The sequence below is a fragment of the Mesorhizobium sp. L103C105A0 genome (assembly GCF_000502215.1).
GTDB lineage: Bacteria > Pseudomonadota > Alphaproteobacteria > Rhizobiales > Rhizobiaceae > Mesorhizobium.
This window is the reverse complement of sequence record NZ_AYXF01000009.1, coordinates 1-25,918: the sequence shown is the minus strand read 5'-3', so window position 1 is coordinate 25,918 and position 25,918 is coordinate 1. Positions and strand designations below refer to the sequence as shown.

General features: G+C 64.0%; 31 protein-coding genes and 1 tRNA gene. 10 read left to right on the top strand and 22 right to left on the bottom strand.

Going from position 1 to position 25,918, the window contains the following annotated elements:
* Positions 1-7: 7 nt before the first annotated feature.
* The 4 genes from X727_RS143060 to X727_RS143075 all read right to left on the bottom strand — a co-directional run bounded on the left by X727_RS143060 (position 8) and on the right by X727_RS143075 (position 3,918).
* Positions 8-880 (bottom strand): sugar ABC transporter permease, encoded by an 873-nt coding sequence (locus X727_RS143060; protein ID WP_023711367.1) that lies wholly within the window; start codon positions 878-880, stop codon positions 8-10.
* 122 nt (positions 881-1,002) lie between these two features.
* Positions 1,003-2,313, bottom strand: coding sequence for a sugar ABC transporter substrate-binding protein (locus tag X727_RS143065; protein WP_023746514.1), 1,311 nt, complete (start codon positions 2,311-2,313; stop codon positions 1,003-1,005).
* Positions 2,314-2,555: 242 nt separating this feature from the next.
* Positions 2,556-2,897 (bottom strand): hypothetical protein, encoded by a 342-nt coding sequence (locus tag X727_RS143070; protein WP_155923262.1) that lies wholly within the window; start codon positions 2,895-2,897, stop codon positions 2,556-2,558.
* A gap of 112 nt (positions 2,898-3,009) precedes the next feature.
* Positions 3,010-3,918: a LysR substrate-binding domain-containing protein gene (locus X727_RS143075; RefSeq protein ID WP_023671245.1), complete on the bottom strand. Its 909-nt coding sequence runs from the start codon at positions 3,916-3,918 to the stop codon at positions 3,010-3,012.
* Positions 3,919-4,028: 110 nt separating this feature from the next.
* On the opposite strand from X727_RS143075, the gene X727_RS143080 reads away from it, so the two are divergent.
* The gene (locus tag X727_RS143080) at positions 4,029-4,214 is read left to right on the top strand and encodes a hypothetical protein (RefSeq protein ID WP_023834773.1); all 186 of its coding nucleotides are present in this window, start codon (positions 4,029-4,031) and stop codon (positions 4,212-4,214) included.
* A gap of 35 nt (positions 4,215-4,249) precedes the next feature.
* Here the strand turns inward: X727_RS143080 and X727_RS143085 are convergent, their stop codons facing one another.
* Entirely contained in the window at positions 4,250-5,209 is a 960-nt protein-coding gene (locus X727_RS143085) for a sugar-binding transcriptional regulator (protein WP_023671243.1), read from the bottom strand.
* Between the two features lie 219 nt (positions 5,210-5,428).
* Here X727_RS143085 and X727_RS143090 point away from each other — a divergent pair, with 219 nt between their 5' ends.
* Positions 5,429-6,061, top strand: coding sequence for an HAD family phosphatase (locus X727_RS143090; protein WP_023671242.1), 633 nt, complete (start codon positions 5,429-5,431; stop codon positions 6,059-6,061).
* Positions 6,062-6,142: 81 nt separating this feature from the next.
* Here X727_RS143090 and X727_RS143095 read toward each other — a convergent pair whose 3' ends face one another.
* From X727_RS143095 to ureC, 8 genes are all read right to left on the bottom strand, one after another.
* The gene (locus X727_RS143095) at positions 6,143-6,910 is read right to left on the bottom strand and encodes a class II aldolase and adducin N-terminal domain-containing protein (RefSeq protein ID WP_023683596.1); all 768 of its coding nucleotides are present in this window, start codon (positions 6,908-6,910) and stop codon (positions 6,143-6,145) included.
* A 126-nt stretch (positions 6,911-7,036) separates the two neighbouring features.
* Complete coding sequence (gene ureG / locus X727_RS143100) at positions 7,037-7,669, bottom strand: urease accessory protein UreG (protein ID WP_023671240.1); 633 nt, start codon at positions 7,667-7,669, stop codon at positions 7,037-7,039.
* Between the two features lie 13 nt (positions 7,670-7,682).
* On the bottom strand, positions 7,683-8,123 hold the full coding sequence (locus X727_RS143105; protein ID WP_023683597.1) for a DUF3995 domain-containing protein: 441 nt from the start codon (positions 8,121-8,123) through the stop codon (positions 7,683-7,685).
* Positions 8,120-8,791 (bottom strand): urease accessory protein UreF, encoded by a 672-nt coding sequence (locus tag X727_RS143110; RefSeq protein ID WP_023683598.1) that lies wholly within the window; start codon positions 8,789-8,791, stop codon positions 8,120-8,122. Before X727_RS143110 ends, X727_RS143105 begins: the two co-directional genes overlap by 4 nt.
* A complete protein-coding gene (gene ureE / locus X727_RS143115; protein ID WP_023683599.1) occupies positions 8,784-9,386 on the bottom strand; it encodes an urease accessory protein UreE in 603 nt (200 codons plus the stop codon). Before ureE ends, X727_RS143110 begins: the two co-directional genes overlap by 8 nt.
* A complete protein-coding gene (locus X727_RS143120) occupies positions 9,383-9,988 on the bottom strand; it encodes a glutathione S-transferase family protein (protein ID WP_023683600.1) in 606 nt (201 codons plus the stop codon). The genes ureE and X727_RS143120 overlap by 4 nt, the downstream gene beginning before the upstream one ends.
* Before the next feature lie 42 nt (positions 9,989-10,030).
* Positions 10,031-10,624, bottom strand: a complete 594-nt coding sequence (locus X727_RS143125) for a hypothetical protein (protein WP_023683601.1) — start codon at positions 10,622-10,624, stop codon at positions 10,031-10,033.
* A gap of 91 nt (positions 10,625-10,715) precedes the next feature.
* Complete coding sequence (ureC, locus tag X727_RS143130; protein WP_023671234.1) at positions 10,716-12,431, bottom strand: urease subunit alpha; 1,716 nt, start codon at positions 12,429-12,431, stop codon at positions 10,716-10,718.
* Between the two features lie 177 nt (positions 12,432-12,608).
* Between ureC and X727_RS143135 the strand changes: the two genes are divergently transcribed.
* Together X727_RS143135 and X727_RS143140 are read left to right on the top strand one after the other, a co-directional pair.
* Positions 12,609-12,971, top strand: coding sequence for a hypothetical protein (locus tag X727_RS143135; protein ID WP_023671233.1), 363 nt, complete (start codon positions 12,609-12,611; stop codon positions 12,969-12,971).
* Between the two features lie 123 nt (positions 12,972-13,094).
* Positions 13,095-13,592: a hypothetical protein gene (locus X727_RS143140; protein ID WP_023671232.1), complete on the top strand. Its 498-nt coding sequence runs from the start codon at positions 13,095-13,097 to the stop codon at positions 13,590-13,592.
* Between the two features lie 26 nt (positions 13,593-13,618).
* Here the strand turns inward: X727_RS143140 and X727_RS143145 are convergent, their stop codons facing one another.
* The 5 genes from X727_RS143145 to X727_RS143165 are packed head-to-tail and all read right to left on the bottom strand — an operon-like array spanning position 13,619 to position 15,975.
* The gene (locus tag X727_RS143145; RefSeq protein ID WP_023671231.1) at positions 13,619-13,924 is read right to left on the bottom strand and encodes an urease subunit beta; all 306 of its coding nucleotides are present in this window, start codon (positions 13,922-13,924) and stop codon (positions 13,619-13,621) included.
* A gap of 8 nt (positions 13,925-13,932) precedes the next feature.
* Positions 13,933-14,526, bottom strand: coding sequence for a HupE/UreJ family protein (locus tag X727_RS143150; protein WP_023671230.1), 594 nt, complete (start codon positions 14,524-14,526; stop codon positions 13,933-13,935).
* A 29-nt stretch (positions 14,527-14,555) separates the two neighbouring features.
* A complete protein-coding gene (locus X727_RS143155) occupies positions 14,556-14,810 on the bottom strand; it encodes a DUF1272 domain-containing protein (protein ID WP_023671229.1) in 255 nt (84 codons plus the stop codon).
* Between the two features lie 10 nt (positions 14,811-14,820).
* The gene (locus X727_RS143160) at positions 14,821-15,123 is read right to left on the bottom strand and encodes an urease subunit gamma (protein ID WP_023671228.1); all 303 of its coding nucleotides are present in this window, start codon (positions 15,121-15,123) and stop codon (positions 14,821-14,823) included.
* Between the two features lie 30 nt (positions 15,124-15,153).
* A complete protein-coding gene (locus tag X727_RS143165; RefSeq protein ID WP_081726189.1) occupies positions 15,154-15,975 on the bottom strand; it encodes an urease accessory protein UreD in 822 nt (273 codons plus the stop codon).
* Positions 15,976-16,210: 235 nt separating this feature from the next.
* Between X727_RS143165 and X727_RS143170 the strand changes: the two genes are divergently transcribed.
* The 3 genes from X727_RS143170 (at position 16,211) to X727_RS143180 (ending at position 18,536) form a co-directional block, all read left to right on the top strand.
* Positions 16,211-16,465, top strand: a complete 255-nt coding sequence (locus X727_RS143170; RefSeq protein ID WP_023671226.1) for an acyl carrier protein — start codon at positions 16,211-16,213, stop codon at positions 16,463-16,465.
* A gap of 5 nt (positions 16,466-16,470) precedes the next feature.
* Positions 16,471-17,679 (top strand): beta-ketoacyl-[acyl-carrier-protein] synthase family protein, encoded by a 1,209-nt coding sequence (locus X727_RS143175; RefSeq protein ID WP_023671225.1) that lies wholly within the window; start codon positions 16,471-16,473, stop codon positions 17,677-17,679.
* A gap of 152 nt (positions 17,680-17,831) precedes the next feature.
* Positions 17,832-18,536 carry a glutathione S-transferase N-terminal domain-containing protein gene (locus X727_RS143180; RefSeq protein ID WP_023671224.1) on the top strand — a complete coding sequence of 235 codons (705 nt, stop codon included), beginning with the start codon at positions 17,832-17,834 and terminating at the stop codon, positions 18,534-18,536.
* Between the two features lie 25 nt (positions 18,537-18,561).
* Here the strand turns inward: X727_RS143180 and X727_RS143185 are convergent, their stop codons facing one another.
* The 4 genes from X727_RS143185 to X727_RS0134390 form a co-directional block, all read right to left on the bottom strand.
* On the bottom strand, positions 18,562-18,933 hold the full coding sequence (locus X727_RS143185; RefSeq protein WP_023683605.1) for a hypothetical protein: 372 nt from the start codon (positions 18,931-18,933) through the stop codon (positions 18,562-18,564).
* A gap of 85 nt (positions 18,934-19,018) precedes the next feature.
* Complete coding sequence (locus X727_RS143190; RefSeq protein WP_023671222.1) at positions 19,019-19,639, bottom strand: nucleoside triphosphate hydrolase; 621 nt, start codon at positions 19,637-19,639, stop codon at positions 19,019-19,021.
* A 269-nt stretch (positions 19,640-19,908) separates the two neighbouring features.
* Positions 19,909-21,000, bottom strand: a complete 1,092-nt coding sequence (locus tag X727_RS143195) for a hypothetical protein (RefSeq protein WP_023714518.1) — start codon at positions 20,998-21,000, stop codon at positions 19,909-19,911.
* 236 nt (positions 21,001-21,236) lie between these two features.
* The gene (locus X727_RS0134390) at positions 21,237-23,048 is read right to left on the bottom strand and encodes a chemotaxis protein (RefSeq protein WP_031204543.1); all 1,812 of its coding nucleotides are present in this window, start codon (positions 23,046-23,048) and stop codon (positions 21,237-21,239) included.
* A gap of 249 nt (positions 23,049-23,297) precedes the next feature.
* Here X727_RS0134390 and X727_RS143200 point away from each other — a divergent pair, with 249 nt between their 5' ends.
* The 3 genes from X727_RS143200 to X727_RS143210 all read left to right on the top strand — a co-directional run bounded on the left by X727_RS143200 (position 23,298) and on the right by X727_RS143210 (position 25,837).
* Positions 23,298-24,266: a D-alanyl-D-alanine carboxypeptidase family protein gene (locus tag X727_RS143200; RefSeq protein WP_023689149.1), complete on the top strand. Its 969-nt coding sequence runs from the start codon at positions 23,298-23,300 to the stop codon at positions 24,264-24,266.
* Between the two features lie 429 nt (positions 24,267-24,695).
* On the top strand, positions 24,696-25,598 hold the full coding sequence (locus X727_RS143205; RefSeq protein WP_023703727.1) for a DUF1003 domain-containing protein: 903 nt from the start codon (positions 24,696-24,698) through the stop codon (positions 25,596-25,598).
* 162 nt (positions 25,599-25,760) lie between these two features.
* Positions 25,761-25,837 (top strand) — tRNA-Arg (locus X727_RS143210).
* The last annotated feature ends 81 nt before the right edge of the window (positions 25,838-25,918 follow it).

Sequence of the window (25,918 nt, the reverse complement as noted above, 5' to 3'; positions counted from 1 at the left end):
TCCTCCCTTACTTGTCCAGGTTCTTGCCCACCGCGCGCATGGCGAAGAAGGCGACGATGTTGGCGAGAATGACGGCGATGACACCGCCGGCCGATGCCTGGCCGATTTTGAACTCCAGCAATGCCTTCTGGTAGACGAGGAAGGGCAGGTTGGTGGAGGCATAGCCGGGTCCGCCATTGGTGGTGACCAGGATTTCGGCATAGACCGACAGCAGGAAGATGGTCTGGATCAGGATGACGACGGTGATGGCGCGCGACATGTGCGGCAGCGTCAGATAGATGAAGCGGCTGACGAAGCCGGCGCCGTCCATCTCGGCGGCTTCCTTCTGCTCGCCGTCGAGCGACTGCAATGCGGTCAGCAGGATCAGCGTTGCGAAGGGCAGCCATTGCCAGGCGACGATGATGATGATGGCAAGCATCGGATGCTGCCCGAACCAGTCGATCGGTTGAGCCCCGAAGAAGCGCGCAATGTCGGCAAAGACGCCGTATTGCGGGTGCATGATCATGTTCTTCCAGACAAGTGCAGCCACCGGCGGCATGACGAAGAACGGAGAGATGACGAGGATGCGGACGATCCCCTGTCCCCACATCGGCTGATCGATCAACAGCGCCAGCATGATGCCGCCGATGACGGTGATCAGCAGCACGCTGCCGACCAGGACCAGCGTGTTGAGGATCGACTGCAGGAATGCCGGGTTGGAATAGAACAGCGAGTAATTCGAGAACCAGACGAAGCCGTCGCGGATCGGGTTCAGCGGATTGTATTGCTGGAAGGAGAACCAAAAGGTGATGACCAGCGGCACGATCATCCAGACGAACAGCAACACGACGGACGGCGCCATCATGAAGCGGGCAAGCGAACGGGTCTGCTGAGTAGCCATGACGGTCACCCTTCACTAGTCGGACTGAATTTTCACAGCGGGGAAAAAGCGGCCGCCCGAACTGGGACTCGGGCGGCCATCGCCGGTCAGGAGGCGACCGGCGTTCGGCACCGGGAGGAGCCTTACTTGATATAACCGCCTTCGGTCATGGTCGCCGTGGCGGCGTCCTGCGCCTGCTTGAGCGCGTCGTCTACGCTGGTCTGGCCGGCGAGCGCCGCCGAGAACAGCTGGCCAACGGTTGTGCCGAGGCCCTGGAACTCAGGAATGGCGACGAACTGCACACCGACATAGGGCACCGGCTTGACCGTCGGATGCGCCGGATCGGCGGCATTGATCGAGTCCAGCGTCATCTTGGCGAACGGGGCCGCCTTCTGGTACTCGGGATTGGCGTAGAGCGAGGAACGCGTTCCCGGAGGAACGTTGGCCCAGCCTTCCTTGGAAGCGACCAGTTCGGCATAGTGCTTGCTGGTCGCCCATGAGACGAACTTCTGGGCGGATTCCGCCTTCTGCGTGCCTGCGGGGATCGCCAGCGACCATGCCCAGAGCCAGTTGGCGCGCTTGCCGAGGCCATTGTCCGGCGCCAAAGCATAACCGACCTTGTCGGCCACCTTCGAGGCCTTCGGATCCGAGACGAAGGACGCAGCCACGGTGGCGTCGATCCACATGCCGCACTTGCCTTGCTGGAACAGAGCCAGATTCTCGTTGAAGCCGTTGGACGAAGCGCCTTCCGGACCGTCGGCCTTCATCAGGTCGACATAGAACTGCAGTGTGTTCTTCCATTCCGGTTGGTCGAACTGCGGCTTCCAGTTCTCGTCGAACCAGCGGGCGCCAAACGAGTTGGACATGGCCGTCAGGAACGCCGTGTTCTCGCCCCAGCCGGCCTTGCCGCGCAGGCATACGCCGTTCACGCCATTGGCGCGGTCGGTCATCTTGTCGGCCGCCTGCTTGATGAAGTCCCACGTCGGGGCATCGGGCATGGTCAGCCCGGCCTTCTCGATCAGGTCCTTGCGGTACATGACGAAGGAGCTTTCGCCGTAGAAGGGCGCGGCATAGAGCTTGCCGTCGACCGAGAGGCCGCCGGCGATGGCCGGGATGATGTCCTTGGCGTCATAGTCGTCGCCGAGCTTGTCGAGCGGCAACAGCCAGCTCTGCTTGGCCCAGATCGGAACCTCGTAGGTGCCGATCGTCATCACGTCATACTGGCCGCCCTTGGTTGCGATGTCGGTGGTGACGCGCTCGCGCAGCACGTTCTCTTCGAGCGTGACCCAGTTCAGCTGGATGTCGGGGTTCGCCTTGGTGAAGTCGTCCGTCAGCTTTTGCATGCGGACCATGTCGCCATTGTTGACCGTGGCGATGGTGATGGATTCGGCGTGTGCGGCAAAAGCGAAAGCGCTGGCCGACAACAAGCCCAGGGTGAGCGTGCGCAGTTTCATCAAATTCCTCCCATGAACCAAGATGAGCATTTGCCTTGGTAATGGGCAATTACTCACTTGGCATAAATTATGTCAAGCCAGATTCGATGCTGCAGCGCAGCACGCAAGGCGGAGCGCGGCGTTGCGCGCGTAGAGGATATTGAACCGATTTGGGAAGCTGTTTGCAGGGGATGTGAGAGCGCGTTGATGCCGACCCATCGCAACCCAATCGTCGCGCCAGGGGAGCGATAGGGCCGAGTCCATCAGCCGTGGGACGGGTAGCTTCCCACGGAATATTCGAAAACCCTGCCGTCGCGTGTTTGCTTGGCTCTGGTCAGCACTTCCGTCACCTGGATCCAGCTGGGCTCGTCCTTGCGCAGCCTAACTTCCCGGCCGATTGCCTTCACGGCAGCTTGAAACGGCGTAAATGCTTCGATCACCTGCGTCGTGCGCACGGTGTTGTTTTCGATTTCTTCGACGCGATAGACTTTCATCAGCCGGCTGATCGACCCTGTTTCAATCTGCAGACGATTGATCCTGCTCAATTGGGTCGTCACAAGCACAAGCCTATGCCGGGCGAGTGATATCGACAGCGTTTTTGTCAAGCTTGGTTAACCGGGTGGCCCGATCGCAGCTGTTTGTCCGCGAAAGCGAGCATTCGTCGCGGATCCATGGCTCGCTTTGCATCTCGGAAATCAATCCGCGAATCGCTCGCCCTCAGGCGCAGGCGATCTCGGCCAGGATCCAGTCCCGGAAGGCTTTTATCTTCGGCACGTTGCGACGCGCCGTCGGGTAGACCAGCCAATAGGCGTGGCCGTCGTCGCCGACTAGGTCGAAGGGCTGGATCAGGCGGCCGGCGGCGAGCTCGGTCTTGAACAATGCGGTGGTCAGGATCGCCACACCATGGCCGGCGATGGCCGCGTTCGCCTCATAGGCCTGCGCGCCCATGCTGGTGCCGGTGCGCCTGGCAAGTTCGTCCGCCGGGACGCCGGCAAGGGCGAACCATTCCCGCCACCAGATGTCGCCGGGATCGAGAATGGGCAGCTTGAACAGGTCGGCGGGTTCGTGGACGCCACCTATGGTGGCAGCGAGTGCCGGGCTCAGCACCGGGGTGAAATCGGCCTTGAACAAAAGATGGGTCTCCACTCCAGGCCACTTGCCGCTGCCGGAGCGGATAGCGATGTCCATGTCCTCGCGGGCAAAATCGATCACCCTGTTCGAGGTATCGACGCGCACCGCCAGCGACGGATGCGCGACCTGGAAGGAGCCGAGGTGCTGCGCCAGCCAGTTCGAGGCAAAGGTCAGCAGCGTCGAGACGCACAGCACACCATCGGCGCCCCCACGCGCGGCGGAATAGGCGCTTGAGAGCAGGCTGAACGCCTCGCTGACGGCGGGCGCCAGGCGCTGGCCGGGTTCGGTCAGCACGATCTGGCGCGGCTGGCGCAGGAACAGCGGCGAACCGATGCGCTCTTCCAGAAGCTTGATCTGATAGCTGGCGGCGGCCTGCGTCATGCCGAGTTCCTGCGCGGCCTTGGTGAAGGAGAGATGCCGCGCGACGGCTTCGAACACCCTGATGGCCTGCAGCGGCGGCAACTGGGCGAGCTGTGGTGCCTTGAGATCGGGCATAAGCCCTCCTTATGGGTCGTGATCGACGTTTGATTGGCGGCAAGAGCCAATCAGGCCGATATCTGGTGTCAACGATCAATCAAGTTCAAGCATAGCGGAGGCTGAAGATCATGACCACGGCACAGCAAAAACTCCATTCCACCCCGGCGCAGAGCTGGTTTTCCCTGCTGGTGCATGAATTTTCCGTGCTTGTGCACCGCCGGCGCGGCTACGTCGACGTCCGGGAGTTGTCGCCGCATCTGCAGCGCGACATGGGTTTTCTCGACGGCAACGACCCGTCCGGGCGCTGCAAATAAACGTGTTGGATTTTATCGATGGGCCGCTTAATCTATCAGGAACCGTCGAGCAAGGCCGTGGCGGTCCGCTCGTCGGTGATGAGGCCATTGACCAGCCGGCGGTTCACAGCGGCCAGGATGCCCGGCAATTTGCGCTCGCCCATGGCGAGCGCAATGACCAGCGACTTTTCGCGTGACGGCAAGGCTGCCGACGATACCCGGTCGTTGGTGATGCCCTCGATCATGCGGCCTTCCCGATCGAACACCCAGCCGACGATCTCGGCGACGCCGCCAGCCTTTTGCAACGCCTTCAGCTCGCTTTCCGAGATAAAACCGTCCTCGTAGAGCGGCGCCTTCGGGCCGAGATCGCCGATGCCGACAAAGGTCACGTCGGCTTCCGCGGCCAGCGCCAGCGTCGGTTGGATCATCGGCTGGGCAAGCAGCATCTCGCGCTCTTCCGGCGACGAGGCGATGACCGGCAGCGGCATCGGGAACGAGCGCGCCTTGACCCGGTCGGCCATGGTGAAGATGACGTTGTAGAAGGCGGCCGAACCGTCGGGCGAGATGTTGCCGGTCAAGGACACAACCTTGTGCTGCGAGCATTCCATCGGCGGCAATTGCTCGATCGCCGCCTTCAGCGTGCGGCCGGTGCCGATGGCCAAGACGATGGGCGTCGGTGACCGCAGCCGCCGCTCGATCTCGGCCGCGGCCGCCTCGGCAATGCCGATCGTGGTCGAGGATGAGGTTGGATCGCTCGGCACCACTTCGACGAGGTCGAGCGCGAAGCGTGACTTCAGTCTAGCTGCGAGATCAAGGCAATTGGCGATCGGGTGATCGACGCGAACCTTGATCAGCCCCTCCGACACCGCCAGCGACACCAGCCGCTGCGCCGTCTGCCGGGAAATGCCGAGCGTGGCGGCGATCTGGTCCTGGGTGTTGCCGGCAACATAATAAAGCCAGCCGGCGCGCGCTGCCTCGTCCAGCCTGCTGCTGCCGCCGTCTTGCCGCGAATTCAAAATGTGCCTCCAGCCCTGCCCCTTTGCCCGCCCTTAGGCGAAGCGTCATAGTCTTGCAGGGAATGTGTCGGCGCGCAATTGTCTATCGGCAGGGCAATTGCTTGCTGCTTCGATCCGGCCGCCGCGCGGCAACCAACCCAGCGAAAATCGCCAGCGGACGGGCTCGGCGGTTTATCTCCTGATACAAACGCTTTAAGGGGATCGGCAAAGGAGCCTCGCATGACGCCGAAAGCGGTTTTCTGGGATATGGACGGCACGCTGGTCGACAGCGAGCCGCTGCATGAGGCGGCCTTGGTGGCGGCGCTGCGCAGCGTCGGTATCACGCCGCCGGCCGACCTGCATGAGCGGGTGCTGGGCGTCGCCGCCGCACCGGTCTACGAGATGCTGCGCAGCGAGTTCGGCCTCGACCTGCCCTTCGACGACTGGATCGTGCGCAAATACGATCACTACATGCCGATGGCCGAGACGCTGAAGCCGCGCCCCGGCGCGATCGAAGTGTTCAACGAATTGCGCGCGCTCGGCGTGCAGCAGGCGGTGGTGTCCAATTCCGACCGGGTGATCGTCGATGCAAATCTGAGCGCCGTCGGCCTGATCTATCCCGGCATGCGCACGATCAGCCGAAACGACGTGCGCGAAGGCAAGCCGCATCCCGAACCGTTCCTGCGCGCCGCATGGCTGGCCGGCGTCGATCCTTCAGACGCGGTGGCCGTCGACGACAGCGTTACCGGCGCCACATCAGGCCTGGCCGCGGGGATGCGGACGATCTTCTGGCCGGAAGCGCCGATGGCAGGACCGAAGGGCGCTGTCGTGATCAACAGTGCGGAAGAGTTGCGGGCTCAGTTGGGACTCTGAGTGAGCCTATGAACGTCGGCGCTGCCCCTCATCCCCCTGGCGGGACCTTCTCCCCGTGAACGGGGAGAAGGGTGAACTCATTCAGCTGCGGTACACCGGCTCTTCGTCGTCGAGGATCGCCTTCAGCTCGGCGAGGTGACGCTCCGCCTGGCCGGGATAGTCGTCCATTTCGCTGGCGGCCTTTTCGGCAATGGCGTCGGACAGCGTGCGCAGCGGACGGCCGGTCCACAGCGCCTTGATGTAGGTCTCGGCGGCGCGTTCGAAATAGAACATGCGGTTGAAGGCGTCGGCGACGGTGTCGCCGATGACCATGACGCCGTGATTGCCCATCACCATCACCTTGACCTTAGGGTCGGTGAGCAGTTGCGAGCAGCGCTCGCCCTCTTCCTCGAAGGCCAGCCCGCCATAATGGGCGTCGACGACGTGGCGGTTGAAGAACATGGCCGAGTTCTGATCGATCGGCGGCAGGGTCGAGTCGGCCAGCGATGCAAGCACGGTGGCATGAATGGAATGCACATGCATGGTGCAGCGCGCATGCGGCACGTTGCGGTGAATGGCGCCGTGCAGGCCCCAGGCGGTAGGGTCAGGGGCGTTGGGACTGGTCAGCGTCTCGGGATCGTTGGCGTCGATCAGCAAAAGGTCGCTCGCCTTGATGCGCGAGAAATGCACCTGGTTGGGGTTCATCAGGAATTTGCTGCCGTCCTCGTTGACCGACAGCGAGAAGTGGTTGGCCACCGCCTCATGCATGTTGAGCCGCGCCGTCCAGCGGAAGGCGGCGGCAAGGTCGACGCGCTCCTCATAATAGGGCAGGTTGGTCAGCGTTTCCTTTTGCAGGCGGGCGATGCTCATCCGAAAACCTCCGTTTTTAAGAGAATGCCGCGCTCGGCCGTGGCCAGCAACCGCAAACTGCTGGGGCAGGCTGTCTTCGCATTGTCCGTTGTCCCAAAACCGCTACGCACTTTTGGGCGACATGCATTACGCCGCCGAGCGGGCCGACTGCAGCCCGCCATGTTCGACGATGAAGTCGATGACTTCCTGCAGGCCCTTGCCGCGCGACAGGTCGGTGAAACCGAACGGGCGCTTGCCGCGCATGCGGGCGGCATCGCTCTCCATGACATCGAGGTTGACGTTCACATAGGGCGCCAGATCGCTCTTGTTGATGACCAGGAAATCGGAACGGGTGATCGCCGGCCCGCCCTTCCTGGGGATTTCCTCGCCCTGGCAGACCGAGATGACATAGAGGGTCAGGTCGGCGAGGTCGGGCGAGAAGGTGGCGGCAAGATTGTCGCCGCCGGATTCGATGAAGACGATGTCGAGGTCGGGGAATTTCCTGTTCAGTCCGGCGATCGCCTGCAAATTGATCGAGGCGTCCTCACGGATGGCGGTGTGCGGGCAGCCGCCGGTCTCCACGCCGACGATGCGGTCCTCAGGCAGCGCCTGCAGGCGGGCCAGCATCATGGCGTCTTCCTTGGTGTAGATGTCGTTGGTGACGACGGCGATGGAGAAATCGTCGCGCAGCGCCTTGCAGAGCTTCTCGGTGAGCGTCGTCTTGCCGGAGCCGACGGGACCGCCGATGCCGATACGCAGGGGACCGTTGGCCTGAGTCATAGCGAAAAATCCGTCATGCCGAAAACTCCGTGATGGCGAGGATGGCGAAGCTGAGCCCGATCAACAGGCAGAGCGGCGAATAGAAGCTGACATCGAGCCGCGCAAAAGGCTGTTCCGGCGCCAGACGGCGCCACCACGGCGTGAAGCCGGCAATGCCGCGGCCGAGGAAGACCAGCCCTATGAGCAGCGCTGTGGCGGCAAGGCCTTCCCTTGGAAAGGGGGTGGCGAAGACCCCGGTCAGCGCCAGCGGCCACAGGGTTGCGAGGCACAGGCACGCGGCAACGGCGAGACAGGCAAACGGCGTCGGCATCTCGTCGACGCCGCGAAAGCCGACGACGGCGTGGGCGCAGGAGACGCCGTCCCTGCCCGGCCAGATGCCGCCAAGGCCCCAATAGACATGCAGCGCGGTGATCAGCAGCAGGACGGCCGAGAGGGCGAAGGCGAGGACGATCATGAGCGGAACAGCCTGGAATACTGCGTCTCGTGCTTCATCGCCATGATGTCGGAGATGAAGGCGCAGCCGCCGAGATCGTCCAATGTCGAGCCGGCGGCGCGCGCGGCCGTCGACAGCGCCAACGGCTCGAAGCCGGCGAGCAAGGCCATAGCGTCCGTCTGGCCGACGATTCCGAGTCGGATCGCCGCCTGGACGAGGTTGGAGAAGAAGGCCTGCAGGAAGGCCGACATCGCGTCCTGAAGCGCGATGCCGTTGCCGCCGGCAACGGCGCCGACGGCGACACAGTAGGCGCATTCGGCCGGCAGGCGGCCCAACACCGGATTCGCCCAAGCCGCTGCCGCTTTCAGGAAGGCGGCGCCTTGCAGCATGGTTTCGGTGTGACGCTCACGCGAGCCGGCCAGCGCTTCGGCGAGATCGGCAATTTCATGGAGATCGCCGCCGTCGCGGGCGCGGCGCCAGGCTTCCGTGAAGAGCACGGCGTCGTTCCAGCCCGAGCCCATCTCGACCAGCGTCTCCAGCCAGAAGGCGAGGCTGGCGGTATCGGCAACCAGCCCGTCTTGCCCGGCGCGTTCGAGGCCATGGCTGTAGGCAAAGCCGCCGACCGGAAAGGCCGGCGACAGCCACGCCATGAGCCGCAGCAAAGCGATGCCGGATGGCTGGTCAGTCATGATCGTGATGGTGCCCGTCATGGGAATGGCTGTGCGAATGCGACTCGCTGTGTGCGTGGGAACGTCCATCATGGGAATGCGCTTCGGCGTGCGCATGCGCATGGCCATGATCGTGACCATGCGCACCTTGGGCGGAATAGGCGCCGCGCACCGGCTTGAACGGTTCGGAGACTTCGCGGACCGTGGCGCCCAGCCCTTCCAGCATAGCCTTGATGACATGGTCGCGCAGGATCAGGATGCGGCCGGGCTCGATCGCTGCCGCCAGATGGCGGTTGCCGATATGCCAGGCAAGCTCCGTCAGATGCACCGCATCGCGGGCGCGGATATCATAGACCTCTTCGGGTGCCGCGGTGATCTCGACCTGGCCGCCATCCTCCAGCACCAGCCGGTCGCCATCGTTCAAGGTCACGGGCTCGGGCAGATCGACCAGCACCTTGCTGCCGTCGGCAAGCTCAATGGCGCGGCGGCGCAAATGACGCTCGTCATGGGGCAGGACGGCACGGCCGGATGGCGGCGTAGTTCCGGCAGTGCCGGCAGGCACCACCGAGACGGCCCGGGGGAACTTGGTGAAGTCGGTGTTCAGGTTGAGTTTCATCGCATGGCTCCACCGTTAGCCTGGGCTCTCGCACGGGCAGGCCGCGCCAGGACGCGGTCGAAATACGCGTTGACGCGCTCGGATTCGATCGGAAATTTTCCGGCGCGGGCCCAGCCGCCCATGTCGCCCAACAGCACGTCGACGGCGGAAAACCGGTCGCCCAGCGCAAACTCCCGATCCCCCAGCCGGCCGTCGAGCGCCTTGGCCTCCGAGGCGAAATCGTAGGCGGCGGCGGGGCCGACATCGACCCGCACGTCCTTCGGCAACAGGAAGCGGTGGCGCAGCTTGTTCCACAGCGGCGCTTCGAACTCGGACTGGGCAAAATGCATCCAGGAATCCATTTCGGCGCGTCCGGCCACACCTGGATTGGCGCCCATGCCTTTGTCGGCGTGCTTGTCGGCGAGATAGACGCAGATTGCCGCCGAATCAGTCACCGTCAGTTCGCCATCGATCAGGATCGGCACCTTGCCCGACGGGTTGAGCGCATAGGCTTCGGGCGAACGCAATTTGACCTCGACGAATTCATAGGGCTGCCCGAGTTCCTCGAGCATCCACAGAACGCGGCTGACGCGGGATCCACGCGATCCGATGGCCTTGTACATGGTTGAACCCTCTTTCCTGCGACCCTAAACCATAGCCACTGTTCAGACGATGGTGTCGAAGAGCCGCAGGATGAACGATATCTGATAGATCAGCGTGCCGGCGACGAATGCGATGTGGAAGCGGCGGTCACGCACCAGTATGGCGGCGATGCACAACACCACGAAAACCGGCGTTCGGAACAGATATTCATTGCCGTAGCGGGCGAAATGCTCGGGACCCTTCAGCAGCGTGTCGACGACGTCGAGCAGATAGGTCGTCGCCAGCAGGCCGAAGAACCAGCCACGGCGTGAATAGAAGAAATCCTCGTAGCTGGTGTAGTCGAGCATCGAATCCGGAAACAGCAGCGCGCACAGCAGGAACAGCGTGATGGCGTAGAAGATCAGGAACAGGTACTTGCCGAAAGTCCAGACCTCTATGGTGTAGAGGCCGAACTCCCACCACCAGAAATGCACCAGCAGCAACAGCATGGAGGCGACCCAGCCGAGGTGCACGGGATAGAGCCTGTACTGGCCGGGATGCTGGACGATTCGCGCCACCCCCGACAGCAGGCGAGCGACGCCAAGTCCGATCACCATGCCCATGACGATGCGGATATGCGGGAAGATGTCGTGGGCGGAGGCTATTTCGGTGACCATGACCTGCTACGCGGTTCTTTGAGCCGCATATTGCGGTGGGACCGACCGGGTCGCAACGGAATTTGCCGGGTCGATCAAATCGCCCCTCGCCTCAAAACAGGAAATACCGCTGCGCCATCGGTAGCACGCTTGCCGGCTCGCAGGTCAGTAGCTCGCCATCGGCGCGCACCTCGTAAGTCTCCGGGTCGACTTCGACATGCGGCGTAGCGTCGTTGAGCACCATCGAATGCTTGCCGATGCCGCCACGGGTGTTTTCCACGGCCACGAACTGCTTGTCGACGCCGAGCCGGCCATGCAGGCCTGAGTCCAGAGCCGCCTTGGAAACGAACGTCACCGACGAGTTGGTCCTGGCCTTGCCATAGGCGCCGAACATCGGGCGGTAGTGCATCGGCTGCGGTGTCGGGATAGAGGCGTTTGGGTCGCCCATCGGGGCTGCGGCTATCATGCCGCCGATCAGCACCATGTCCGGTTTGACGCCGAAGAAGGCTGGGTTCCACAGCACCAGATCGGCGCGCTTGCCGACCGCGATCGAACCGATGTCCCTGGACAGGCCATGCGCGATGGCCGGGTTGATGGTGTATTTGGCGATGTAGCGGCGGACGCGGAAATTGTCGTTGTTGCCGGTCTCCTGCGGCAATGACCCGCGCTGGCGCTTCATCTTGTCGGCGGTCTGCCAGGTGCGGATCGCCACCTCGCCGACACGGCCCATGGCCTGCGAGTCCGACGAGATGATCGAGAAGGCGCCGATATCGTGCAGAATGTCTTCCGCCGCGATGGTCTCCTTGCGGATGCGGCTTTCGGCAAAGGCGATGTCTTCAGGGATCGACGGCGACAGATGGTGGCAGACCATCAGCATGTCGAGATGCTCGGCCAGCGTGTTGACGGTGTAGGGCCGGGTCGGGTTGGTCGAAGACGGAATGACGTTGGGCAAGCCGCAGACCTTGATGATATCGGGCGCATGGCCGCCGCCGGCACCCTCGGTGTGGAAGGCGTGGATGGTGCGGCCCTTGATGGCGGCGACGGTGTTCTCGACAAAGCCGGATTCGTTCAGCGTATCGGTGTGGATCATCACCTGCACGTCGTAATCGTCGGCAACCGACAGGCAGCAGTCGATGGCCGCCGGCGTCGTGCCCCAGTCCTCGTGCAGCTTCAGCGAGCAGGCGCCGCCCAGCACCATTTCCTCCAGCGCTGCCGGCAGCGAGGCGTTGCCCTTGCCGGACAGGCCGATGTTCATCGGGAAAGCGTCGAAGGACTGGATCATGCGCGCCATGTGCCAGGGTCCAGGCGTGCAGGTGGTGGCCAGCGTGCCATGCGCCGGGCCGGTGCCGCCGCCGAGCATGGTGGTGATGCCCGACATCAGCGCTTCGTCGATCTGCTGCGGGCAGATGAAGTGGATGTGCGCGTCGAAGCCGCCGGCGGTCAGGATCTTGCCCTCGCCCGCGATGATCTCTGTACCGGGGCCGATGACGATGGTGACGCCGTCCTGCGTGTCGGGATTGCCGGCCTTGCCGATCGCCGCGATGCGGCCGTCCCTGAGACCGATGTCGGCCTTGAAGATGCCGGCCGTGGCATCGACCACCAGCGCGTTGGTGATGACCGTGTCGACCGCGCCGCCGGCGCGCGACACCTGGCTCTGGCCCATGCCGTCGCGGATGACCTTGCCGCCGCCGAATTTCACCTCCTCGCCATGGACGGTGAGGTCCTTTTCGACCTCGATAAACAGCTCGGTGTCGGCCAAGCGCACTCTGTCGCCGACCGTCGCGCCATACATCTGCGCGTAGGCGGCGCGGGTAATTCTAGCCATCAGTCAATGCTCCCCAAACGAGAGGCCGGCCGCAGCCGAACTCCACATCGTCGCCATCCAATGGTCATGCAATGACCCGCCCGGCGACACCTTCTGATCCCATTTGGCCGTTGAGGTGGCCGTGCCACCCCAAACCGCCCGTTTGCCAAACCCTTGGCCAAATCGATGAAAGGAAAATACATGCGCAAAATCATCGTTCTTGCAGCCGCCGCCACGCTGGCCTCCGCAACCGTAGCCGGCGCCCAGCAGCAGCCCACGCCGCAACCGAAGCCGGCAGCGCCCAGCGCTCAGCCGGCGGCGCCGGCGATCCAGAAGGTCAACATCGTCGATATCAGCGAATTGCCCAAAGCCACCCAGACGCAGGTCAATCAGGTGATCGCCCAGCGTGGCGATGCCGGGCTGCAGAAACTGCGCTCTTCGATCGACGCGACGCCGCAGATCAAGTCGGCGCTCGAAGCCAAGGGGCTCACCTCGGCACAGGTGGTCGCCGCCAGCATGACCACCGATGGCGCGCTGACCCTTGTCACCAAGAAGGCAAGCTGAAAGAAGCGCTTGGCGGGCCGGCACCCGGCCCGCCAGCCCACAGGGAACCTTCGCCCGACAGGAGGCGTTTCGTCCCTTTGGCGCCGAACGGCGTTGCACAGAAAAGTCCACCAGGAGCGAGCAATGCCTGTCTTTGCCGACACCAGATGGCTCCAGAGCCTTGCTGCCTGCGCATTTCTCGCAGCTTTCGGCCCGCAAGCCGCGCAAGGTCTTGAAAGCGCTGACGCCGTCAACCGGGCCGACACCGTCAACAGGATCGTCGGCTCCGATGTCCGGCAGGAGGAGGCGCGGACGGAACCACAGACCAACAAGATCATCACCGCGATCGAGCGGACGCGTGAGAACATCGGCGCCGTGCGCAAGACGTCCAAGCTCGATACTGTGGATATCGTCTTCCTCACCGACGCGGCGCGCAGCGAAGGCGGCCCGCCGCCGGCCGTCGAGAGCAAGGTCGAACAGCATCAGGACGACATTGCGGAACTGCGCAAGGAGATCGACGCCAACGCCTTGCTGTTCAACGCCATCGATTCGCGGCGCGTGCTTACGGAAGACGTCCTTGCGGTGGAATTCGACGGCTCGGCAAGAATCGTCATCTACGCGGCGGCCAGGCCGTCGAACTGACCTCAGGGCGCTCGACCCCGTCGATCTCACAGCCTGCCCATGATCTTCTGCTGAAAACCGTAGACCTCGCGTTTTCCTCCGAACGGCACCAGCGTGACGTCCCGCTCTTGTCCCGGTTCGAAGCGCATCGCGGTGCCGGCGGCAATGTCCAGACGCATGCCGCGCGCTTTGTCGCGGTCGAATTTCAACCCCTCATTGGTCTCGAAGAAATGGTAGTGGCTGCCGACCTGGATCGGCCGGTCGCCGCTGTTGGCGACCTTCAGCGTCACCGTCGGCAGCCCCTTGTTGAGCTCGATGTCGCCGCTTGCGGTGATGATTTCGCCGGGAATCATCGTTAGCCTCACAAAACGCCGAAGACCAGGCCGCCGCCGACTGCAGCACAAGCGGCGCCAGCGGCGCGGGCAAGCCCGCGAAAGCGCATGCCGAGGCCAAGGCCGGCAGCGATGCCCATGGCATGGAGAAGTGCGGTGGCAACGGCAAAGCCGGCCATATAGTCAAGTCCACCGGCATTTTCCGGCACTTCGGTGCCGTGGGCATGGCCATGGAACAGCGCGAACAGGCCGATGATGGCGACTCCGGCCGAGACCGGCAGATCGACCGCCAACGCCACCAGCAAGCCAAGCGCGACGACGGAGGCAAGGATGCCCGGTTCGACGAAAGGCACCGGCACGTGGAGCATGCCGAGCGCGCCGCCGACCAGCATGACGCCGACAAAGGCCAGCGGCCAGGCCCAGATTGCCTTGCCGCCCTTGAGCGCCGCCCACAGGCCGACGGCTACCATGACGGTCATATGGTCGAGGCCGGACAGCGGATGCGCGAAGCCCGCCGCGAAGGACGAGGTCGTGCCGATGCCGACATGGGCATAGGCGGGCATCGCCGCCGCCAGCAGCAGGATCGCTGCAAGCGTGGTGCGTTTGGTTGAAGCAGAGATCATCGGTCTTCCCTTCGAAGTCACGAAAACAATCACGCAGCCTTGCGCGGGCCGCAGCCCTCGGCCTTGAGCACGCGTTGGGTCGAGGCCGGATATTTCACCAGTTTCTCCACTGGGCGGATCGGGCGTGCGGAAAAATTGCCGCCGCAGTTCGGGCAGACGCCGCCCAGCACATGTTCAGCGCAGTCAGCGCAGAAGGTGCATTCAAAGGTGCAGATCAGCGCGTCCGCCGCTTCCGGCGGCAGGTCCTTGTCGCAGCATTCGCAATTCGGTCGCAGCTCCAGCATCGTTTTCTCCTCACCTGATCGGTTCGTGAACGGTCACCAGCTTGGTGCCGTCGGGAAAGGTCGCCTCGACCTGCACGTCGTGGATCATCTCGGCGATGCCTTCCATCACCTGCGCGCGGGTGATGACATGGGCGCCGGCCTCCATCAGTTCGGCGACCGGGCGGCCGTCGCGGGCGCCCTCGACGACGAAATCGGTGATCAGCGCGATCGCTTCGGGGTGATTGAGCTTGACGCCGCGTTCCAGCCGCTTGCGCGCCACGATCGCCGCCATGGCGATGAGCAGCTTGTCCTTTTCACGCGGCGTCAGGTTCATGCGCTTTCCTGGATTTGGCCTGTATTTGGCTCAGAGTGACCATAATTTGGGCAGACCCGCCCGCCCGTTGAGCAGTTCGACGAGCGGAACCAGCCGCTTGCGCAGCTGATAGCCGTCCTCGGCAAACAGCCTCGCAAGAAGCTTGCCAGATTTTTTGACGCTCCAGGCGCTGGCATCGCCGTCGGCGCCGACGATGTCGCGGGCCGGATCGAGCAAGGCTTCGGCCTGCGGCGAGACCATCAGCAGCGTCGCAGCGGCAATGGCGCCGCCGGCGACCGCCGGGCGGCCAAGTGCCGCCGCGATAGCCGGCCCGATGCGGAAATCCTCGGCATGAACGAGCGCACCATCCTGGCGGACACGCCAACGGTCGTGGAAATGGCCGTGCGCGGCCTCTTCGCCCATGGCGAGGCGGCCGAATATGGTGGCTTCAAGCAGCAATGCCTCGGCGCCTGCGGCAAGCTCGACCTCGAGCGTGCGGGCAAAGGCCGAGCGGTCGAAGACGATGGTTTCCTGGGGCAGCCAGGCGATACGCCCGCCCGCGCCGACGCTGAGCTTCACCCGAACTTCGGCGCGGTCGCTAGCGGCACGATAGATCTTTTCGCAGGCCTGGGTGGTTATCGAGGCGGAGGCACCTGGCCCGACATCGATTTCCCAGCCGAGCCGATCGCCGCCGGTCAGACCGCCGGCGGTGTTGATGAGCACGGCTTCGAGCGGATCGGCCGCAACGGCCGGCATGCGGATTTTGGCCGAGCCGTCCTGATAGAGGCGCAAAAGCCGGGTGCGTCCATCCCTGACGCCGCACGCAAGCCGGGCCGCCCCGGCCGCGCGCTGGGCCGGAAGAGCTGGGATCAAGACATGCTGCAACGTATCCACGGCGCTAACGTTAAGCACTCCCGGCGCTTTGTCGATATGGTGCTTGTTGATATAGCTTGTTGCTTGACAGCGTTTCCGTTTCTATAGAGGGAGCCTCTTTGGAACGGTCATGCTGCGCCTGGCGGGTTTTTGAAGGCGACGGCGATTTCAGTCCAGGCAACAGGGGCGCCAACCAATCGGCACCGCGACGTTATAAAATTGGGGAAGGAATCGAATGGCTGACGAGCTGGCAACGGAAATCATCGCCAAGATCAGGGCACATGCGGAGCCCGGTGGCGAAGAGATCACCACCAATACGGAATTGACCGCGCTTGGCATCCATTCCCTGGAACTGACCGAGATCATCTTCGATCTCGAGGAGCAGTACGGCATCGAGATCGAGATGAACACGGTCGATGCCTGGAGCAATCTCAAGAATGTCGGCGATATGGTTGAGGCTGTTCGCGCGCTGATTGCGAAAAAAGCCTGAGCTGAATGCAAAAGCGCGTCGTCATTACCGGCATCGGCGGCATATGCGGGCTCGGCGCCAATGCGCCTGCAATCTGGAACGAAATGCGGGCCGGCCGATCGGCCATCGGTCAAATCAGCAATCCCGGTTTGCATGATTTGAAGGTCAAGGTCGGCTGCGAAATCAAGACGCTGCCCGACCATGGCATCAGCCACAAGCAGACCGTGTCGATGGACCGCTTCAGCCTTTTGGCGACGATTGCCGCGCGCGAAGCCATGCAGCATGCCGGCCTGACATCGACTGAAGCAACCACCTACCGGATGGGCGCGGTTGTCGGCGTCGGCGTCTGCGGCTGGGAGGCGATCGAGGAGAACTATCGCGCCATCCTGGTAGACGGCAAGAACCGGGCCGGCATCTTCACCGTGCCGAAAGTGATGCCGAGTGCGGCATCCGGCCATGTCAGCATGAATCTCGGCCTGCGCGGGCCGGTGTTCGGCGTCACTTCGGCCTGCTCCTCGTCCAATCACGCCTTTGCCTCGGCGGTCGACCAGATCCGGCTCGGCCGCGCCGATGTCATGGTCGCCGGCGGCACCGACGCGCCGCTGCTTTGGGGCATCCTGAAGGGCTGGGAGGCCCTGCGGGTGCTGGCGCCCGATACCTGCCGGCCGTTCTCGGCCGATCGCCAAGGCCTGTCGCTCGGCGAAGGTGCTGGAATGGCGGTGCTGGAAACGTATGAACACGCCATGGCGCGCGGCGCGACCATTCTGGCCGAATTTGCCGGAGCCGGCCTTTCCGCCGACGCTTCCGATATCGTCGCGCCGACTGTCGAGGGACCGACGGCGGCGATGCGCGCCTGCCTGGCGGACGCCGGGCTCAATCCCGAGGACGTCGACTATCTCAACGCCCACGGCACCGGCACCAAGGCCAACGACCAGATCGAGACGGCGGCAATCAAGCGCGTCTTCGGCGACCATGCCTATAAGCTGTCGGTGTCGTCGACCAAGTCGATGCATGCCCATTGCCTCGGCGCCTCGGGCGGCCTGGAAATGATCGCCTGCGTGATGGCGATCCGCGAAGGCATCGTGCCGCCGACGGCCAATTTCCGGCAGGCCGACCCCGACTGCGATCTCGACATCACGCCGAATGTGGCGCGCGAGCGCAAGGTGCGCGCGGCGATCAGCAACGGTTTTGCCTTCGGCGGCACCAATGCCGTGGTGGCGTTCAAGGCGGTCTGACGGCAAGCGACTGGCCTGAGCGACTGGCCCTGAATGACTGCGAAGACGGTGTGTGCACCTTCGACCGGTTGATCGGCAAAGAAGCCGAGGATAATCCTTCGCAACTCGCCAGACGGCGCGATACCGCGCCAAATTCCCGACCGGAGCTTTCGATGACCGACCTGTCCGCCTTTCCGATCACCAAGCGCTGGCCGGCCAGCCACCCCGACCGCCTGCAGCTCTATTCCGCGACGACGCCGAATGGGGTGAAAGTCTCGATCGCGCTGGAAGAACTCGGCCTCCCCTACGAGGCGCATCTGGTGGATATCGGCAAGGACCAGAGCTGGACGCCGGAATTCCTGTCGCTGAACCCGAACGGCAAGATACCTGCGATCATCGACCCCGACGGGCCGGGCGGCAGGCCATTCGGCCTGTTCGAATCCGGCGCCATCCTGCTCTACCTCACCGACAAGACCGGCAAGCTGATCCCTGCCGATCCGGCGCGGCGCTACGAGACCATCCAATGGGTGTTCTTCCAGATGGCGGCGATCGGGCCGATTTTCGGACAGGTCGGGTTTTTCAACAAATTCGCCGGACGCGAGATCGCCGACAAGCGGCCGCTGGATCGCTACCGCAATGAATCGCGGCGGCTGATCGGGGTGCTGGAGACGCGGCTGAAGGGTCGAACCTGGATCATGGACGACGACTATACCATCGCCGACATTTCGATGCTGGGCTGGGTGCGCAATCTGATCGGCTTCTACGAGGCGCGCGAACTCGTCGGCTTCGACGACTTCCCCACCGTCGCGGCATGGCTGGAGCGCGGGCTGGCGCGGCCCGCGGTGCAGCGCGGCCTGACCATTCCCGCCAGGAATTGACCTCGGCCAGCCGAAGCAGCCGGGTCTATTTCGCCTTGGCCTTGCTTTTCGAGCCGCCCTTGCCGATGACGGACGCAGCGAGCGACGCAGCGCCCCTGGCTGTCGCCGCCACCGCACCAGCGGCGACATTGGCGGTCGCCTTGACGGTGCGCATCGCGCCGCCGGCCACCGAGCCGCTGCTTGCCGGCTTCTTGGGTTTGGCGGTTTTCGCCGTCACCTTTGCCGTCGCCACCGGTTCTACCTTCTTTGGCGCCGCTTTGCCGAAAGCCGGCTTTGCGTCCTTGGACCGCTCGGCGATCGCCGGGCCGGCGCCTGCCTTCGCCTGCGTGGCCTTTGCCTGCCTGGCTTTGGGTTGAGCGGTCTTGCTCTTGGCGGGTGTTTTTGCCTTGGTTGCCATCTGACGGTTCCCTCACGGCGGCACGATTGCCGATGAGAGATAACGACCTGAAAGTCTTAAGGTTCCCGTTCCGAAGTCCAGCGAACTATGCGGGATCGCCAACAACCAGGTCGGCGGACCTGCGACGGCCGAGCACGCGATCGATGTTGGGCATGTCGTTGGAAGCGATCCAAGCGCGGGCGTCTTCGTCGGAGCGGCCATGCTCGTGCCAGCGCACCAGAAGGCGGCGCTCGAGTTCGGCACGCGGCACATCGACAAAGATGGTGAAGTCGAACAGCGGCGCCAGCCGCGACCACGGCTCCTCGTCCAGCAGGAGGTAATTGCCTTCGACCAGGATGAACTTGGTCTCGGCGGCAACGATGGAGGCGGCGGCGCGCGACAATTCCATGCTGCGGTCGAACACCGGAATGGCGATGTCTGGCTCGCCCGAACGGATGCGCTTCAACAGCGTCTCGAAGCCGGCGAAGTCGAAAGTCTCCGGCGCGCCCTTTCTTGACCGCAGGCCGCGCTGGTCGAGCACGATGTCATCATAGTGGAAGCCGTCCATCGGCACGACTTCAGCCGCGCCCTCCGGCAACAGATCATGCAGGCCGGCCGAGAGCGTCGACTTGCCGGCGCCGGGCGGGCCGGCAATGGCGACGATGAAGCGTTTCGCCTTGCCAGCGCGCTTGAAGATGGTGGCGGCGAGATGGGCGATTTCGGACATTGGGCGCTTCCAGTTATGCTTTGCATCTTGTCGGCAGTTTGAGGAAATTTCAAACCGCGATTTGGGCAATCTCACGACATCCGCCACGTCAGCGCTGCCCCTCGTCGCCCTGCCGGTGTGCAGCCGATAGATGGGTAACACTTCTCCCCCTATGCGTCCGCCGCAGCGCCAAGCAGATTGGTTGGCGCGGCGGTGCGGCGGACAAGCTCCATGTGCCGTGTGTCGAGGATGCCGGCAGGCAGGTGAGGGGCAGGGCCAGCGTTCGAAAATCAGCCGGGCTGGCCGATCCGCAGGAAATCGCTGTCGAATGCGACATCGCGGGTCGAACCATCGGCTCCGGTGAGATGCATGTGACCTGAGGCTGTCCCGATAGCGCGCGGCGGCTCGCCGCTCGCCAGCGGCAGCGTGCCGATGACATGGCGGAAGGAGACTTCGCCGCCGAGGGTAAAAGCGGTCGCGACCCCTTCGCGCTTCAGCCAATTGTCGTCGATCGATGCGGCATGGCCGATGGCGGCGCGGCCGTCCTCGATGCCGAGCACGCCGCGATGGCGGCTGCTCCACGGCGCGTAGTCGCGGCCGCCATTGCTGAACCACAGCATGGTGACCGGAAGCTCCGCCGGGTTCTTCAGCACCAGCACCAGATCCTGTTCGGCCCGGCGCGCCAGCGCCGTCCAGCCCGGACCGTCATGATCGGCTTCGACCAGGGTGATGAAATCCTCGCGCTCATCCTCCATGCGGTAGTCGGTGAGATCGAGCGTGCCGCCGCCAGTGGCTGGAAAGCGCGTCAGATCGGTCGAGCGGGCGGGATAGGAAAGCTTGAAGCGGCCGCGGGCCGGATCGGGCTCCAGCGGTGCGTCCAGTGTCCCGGCAAAGCGCTTCGGCGAAAAGGCCAGCCGGCCGCCATCGCGCATCGCCGCCATCGGATGGTGGGCGGCGGAGACCGCTCCGGAACCGCCGGAAAAGACATGCTCCTGATAGAGAAAGGGATGACTGTTGCGGAGCGTGAAGATCTTGTCGACCGTCGCGCCCATCACCGTGCGGCGCAACCGGAAGACGGCCCGCCAGCCGTCGGATGTCGCTTCGCTGACGGTGACATCCCAGGGGCTGTTGGCCGGCCAGCCATGCAGCGGTGCGGCCTCGATGTCGCTGGCCGAAAACGGTGCGCATAGGAAATCGCCCGACAGCCGCACCGTGCCTTGAGGCAGATCCGGCGGCAGCGTCTCGCCGGCATCGATCCAGGGCGCGCGGTGCAGCGGCTTCAGCTGGCGGCCATCGCTGTCGACCGTCATGTCGGCGATATGGCCGACAGTGAGATCGAGCGTGACCGAAATGCCCTTTGCCTTGATCGTGACCGTATCCATCCGCGCACCTGCTGATTCTGATGGCAGCGAACAAACCCGCTCCGCGAGGGATGCGCAAGCACAGCGACCGGCATTTTGCATCAGGGCGATTTTTACCCTCCCCCTTGTGGGGAGGGTCGGCGAGCGATCGGAGCGAAGCGGAGATCGATCGACGGGGTGGGGGTAGCGCCCTACGAGGACCCCCACCCCGATCCGCTACGCGGATCGACCCTCCCCACATGGGGGAGGGTGGGCGCCTACTGCCGCTTATACTCGCGCACCGGCGACTTGGTGCCGTCGGTGTAGGTGACCTGCACCGCCATCGACGTCACGTTGTCGGCGACCTTGAAGTAAGGCTGGTAGTCATAAGGAATGGCGTACGGGTCCTTCTTGTCGCAAGGCGGCAGCTTGATCTCCCTGTCGAGCGCCGTGCCGTTCAGGCTGTAGCGCACCTCCTTGATGCCGCAGCGGAATGACAGCATCTGGGAGAAATAGACCAGGCCATGATTGCCGCTGGCGCCGAAGGCGATCCACGACGTCCAGAACTGGTCGAGGATCTGTTTGTTGCCCTGTTGCAGCGCTGCGTCCGGATCGAAACTTATGTCGAACGGCCCGGTCTCGCGGCCCCTGAGATCGAGATACTTGACCCCGATGGTGGTGGCCGTGGTGCTGTCGGGCAATTCGAAGCTCGGATTGGGCATCGGCTTGCCGGTGCGCTGGTCGTTCATCGCCATCAGCCCGGTGTCGGTGAACGGACCTGACACACCCATGCGCCAGGAAATGCCGGTCGCGGCCTCGGGCAGCGAGATGGAGATCGTCCAGCCGGCATTGGAGCGCATCGGCGTCAGCGTCGGGGCAAAGCGTGCTGGGTCGAGCACGTCGCCAAGCGCCGTCAGGCGGGTACGGCTGCGGTCGAGCCAGTCGGCGAGCTGCGTCTGGTCGACGAAATATTTGAGCAGCCCGCCTTCCTTTTCATAGGAGACGAACCTGGTCAGCGCCTCGGCCTCGCTGCGCTTGTCGGACAGCGACTGGACGCCGAGGCGATCCTCGGAAAACTCCTGCGCGAGCAGGTAATAGGCCGGTGCGAAATCCGGATTGGCCGCGATGAAGGCGTTGAGCTTGTCGAGACGCTGGGCATCGTCGAACTGCAGGATATGGACCAGCTTGATCGACAGCGCCTTGGCCTTGTCGGCCAGGGCGCCGAACACTTCGCGGGCGCCGGCCTTGCCGTCCTGCACGCGCAGCAGGGTGGCGAAGCGTGTGTAGGGATCGACGGCGTCGACGTCGAAACCGGCGAAAGCGAGATAGGAGCGCCGCGCATTCAGCATGTCGCCGGAAAGCTCGTAGACGCGGGCATTGTGATAGAATTCGTCCGGCCGCTTCGGCTCGGCGATCGTCCCGCCCTGCGCGGCCAATGCGGCAAAGCCCTTGGCGATGGTGTCGATCGAGGCGGCGATCTGCTCGGTGGTCGCCTGAAGCTTATCCGCCTGCTCGGCCTGTTTCTGCTGGCCGGCAGCGAGCGTTTCGGTCGTCTGCTTGACCGCCTCTACCGACTTTTGCGTCTGCGCGCCCTGCTCAGCCTGCTGCTGCTGGGTCGACGCAATTTCCTCGGTCTTCTTCGCCACCGCGTCGGTCGATTGCTTGACCTGGTCGACCGCCAGCTTCGTCTCGGTTACCGTTTGCTCGATCTTGGCCACCCTGGCCGAGACGATGCCCATCTGCTGCTGCAACTGGGCGATGGCCGGCACCAGGCCGGCGATCACACCGTTCTGCGAATTGGACTGCTGCTGCAGGCCATAGACGCCGCCGGCGACGGCGGCAGCGCTGGTGGCAAAGATCAGCGCCGGCAGCGCCTTGGCGGCCAGCACCAGCCGCAGAACGATGGCAATGGCGATGACGGCGGCGGCAACCGAAGCGACCAGCGCGATATAGGCGGCGAACGGCGCCAGCGGATTGAGGATGTCGGATGCGGCGCCGCCGATGAAAGCGACGCTGCCGGCCCATTTGCCGGTGCGGCTGAGCGAAGCCCTGATAAGAGATGGCGCAGCCGCGCCGATGTCACCGGTCATTGTCAAATCCCCCAAGCAATTGCCGCCTCTATAGCAGCACCGCGACCCCGCAGGCAAAACAGGACAGGAAGCAGGCGATTTCGGGAGGTTGCCGTTTCAGCGCCGATGGTTGGCGAAGCCGAAGCGACATCTGATCTCCCCCCTTGCGGGGGAGATTGGCAGCGTCATCGGCAGCTCCGCCGTTAACCAAATGGACGAACAAAATGGGTTAGGCTAGGTTCCGGCCCTCTCAGCAACGCCGGACTTGACTTGCCAAATTTCCATTTCCCCTCCCCCGCCCAGAAATTTCTCGCAGCCCTCCTGCTGCTTGTCTTCGTGGCCGGCTGCAGCACCACCGCACCGCCCGACAGCGTGCTGGCGGTGCCGGCGCCGCAGGAGAAATATGCGGCCATCGTCGTCGATGCCGGCAGTGGCAAGACGCTGTTCGAAGTCAGTTCGAGGGCGCAACGCTATCCGGCGTCGCTGACCAAGATGATGACGCTGTACCTGCTGTTCGAGGCGCTGGAGTCCGGCCGCGTCTCGAAGGAAACGCAGATTCCGGTCTCCGACAATGCCGCCCGGCAGCCGCCGACCAAATTGCGCTTCAAGCGCGGCGAGAGCATCGATGTCGATTCGGCGATCCGGGCGATCGTGGTCAAGTCGGCCAATGACGTGGCGGTGGCGGTGGGCGAATATCTCGGCGGCTCGGAGGACCAGTTCGCCGCCATGATGACGTCCAAGGCGCGCCAGATCGGCATGAGCAGCACCGTCTTCCGCAATGCCTCCGGCCTGCCCGACGATGGCCAGCACACATCGGCGCGCGACATGGCGACGCTGGGGATGGCGCTGCGCGCCCGCTTCCCGCAGCAGTTCCACTATTTCTCCGAAAGCGACTTCATGTTCCGCGGCCGGCTGGTGCGCGGCCACAACGACATGCTCGGCCGGGTGCGCGGCGTCGACGGCATCAAGACCGGCTATATCAGGGCATCCGGCTACAATATCGTCACGTCCTACAATGCCGACGGCCGGCATCTGATCGTGGTGGTGATGGGCGCCGACAGCGCTAGGCAGCGCAACGACCATGTCGAAGCGCTGATCCAGCGCAGTCTGTCGCCCGCCATGGCCGATACGAAGACGCGGCTGATGTTTGCGGGAGATCAGCCGGCCGCGTCGCCCGGCCTGCCGCCGCCTGGTTTGCCGGCGCAGGGGTCGCAGTTGCCTGGTTTACCGCCGCAATAGAACCCGTCGTTGGGTGGAGGAACTCTGAAACGCCGGCGGGACAGCACCCCCCTCTGGCCTGCCGGCCATCTCCCCCTCAAGTGGGGAGATTAGCAGCTTCGGCGTCTCGCCTCTTTTTCGTGTTTGGCGAAGCCATGGCGACATCTGATCTCCCCCCTTGAGGGGGAGATGTCCGGCAGGACAGAGGGGGGTCGTGAAGGATCGCTGCCTCATCTTAACTCTGCAGCAGGCGCGACCTCCGTCGGCAACAGCACTTCGGCGGTCTGGTTGCCGAGCAGCAGGCGAGCGAGGCCCCGGGGGGCTGCGCTGCCACAGGCAATTGCAGCAGGCATTCATCACAAGCATGCACAAGCCCCCAATCTTCACCGCCACAGTGGCTATGCCGCCTCGCCTTGGCGTATCGTGGGCGCGACAGCAGGAGCCGGCATCATGAGCCCAAAACCATCCGAACAGGCCGACAATGAAAACGACAGCGGCGGCGAGTATTTCGAGGCGCCGCCCGCCCACGACGCCGAACTGGTTGCCGACGAGGCGCTGGAAGCGCCCGATGTGCCGGACTCCGAACCCCATGGCCGCCTGAAGCCGAAGCGAAAACCGTCGGCGATATCAGGTAGAAAGTTTCGCAAGCGTGACCTGGTGCGCATCGACGACCTCAGGCCGAGCCTGGCCGACCGCATCCGCTCCGATCATCCCGACCTGCCGCGCGGCGCCCGCATCAGCCGGGAGGAGCTCGGCCGTTACCGCATGCGCTACATGGAGGAGCTGCTGCAGCAGGAGCATGGCGAATTCTCCGAGCTCGACCGCCAGGTGGTCGAATCGATCGCTAGGCAGGACACGATTTCGGAAAACTCGGAAGAGGAGTTCGAGGAGCACCGCTCGTTCGCCGACCGCGTCTCCGACAACATGGCGGCTTTCGGCGGCAGCTGGTGGTTCCTGATCTCGTTCGGCAGCGTGCTTGCGGTGTGGATCGGCATCAATTTGATCGCGGGCGTGAGCAGCGCCTTCGACCCCTACCCCTTCATCCTGCTCAACCTGCTGCTCTCCTGTATCGCCGCCATCCAGGCGCCGATCATCATGATGAGCCAGAGACGGACGGAGGCCAAGGACCGCCTGCGCTCCTTCAACGACTACCGGGTGAACCTGAAAGCCGAGCTGGAAGTGCGCCACCTGCACGAAAAGCTCGACTACCTGATCTCGCGCCAATGGACGCGGCTGGCCGAAATGCAGCAGATGCAGCTGGACGCGATGCACGAGCTGACGGGGGCGAAGAAGGCGAAGCGGGCGCCACGCAGGGTGCGCAGGCGGGTGGCGAAGGTGGAGGTGGCGGGGTGAGTCCCCGGCTGAGGCTGCAGGGCGGACGCGAACTTGCCAGGCCGCGCAAGGTGGCTTCGAAAATATCGCCACGCCAATTGCCCGTTGAAGCCCGGCGCGGCTTCCGCTAAGAAGCCGTGGCTGGCCGGCCTATCGGCTGGTTCGTTTTCAGGTTCCTTGAAGGCACCCGTAGCTCAGCTGGATAGAGCGCTGCCCTCCGAAGGCAGAGGTCACAGGTTCGAATCCTGTCGGGTGCGCCAACTTACCGAGGTCCATTCCGGACACATAGGTTACGGTTTATATCGGAGACATGGGTAACACTTTTGGCCCGAAGGGGTTTT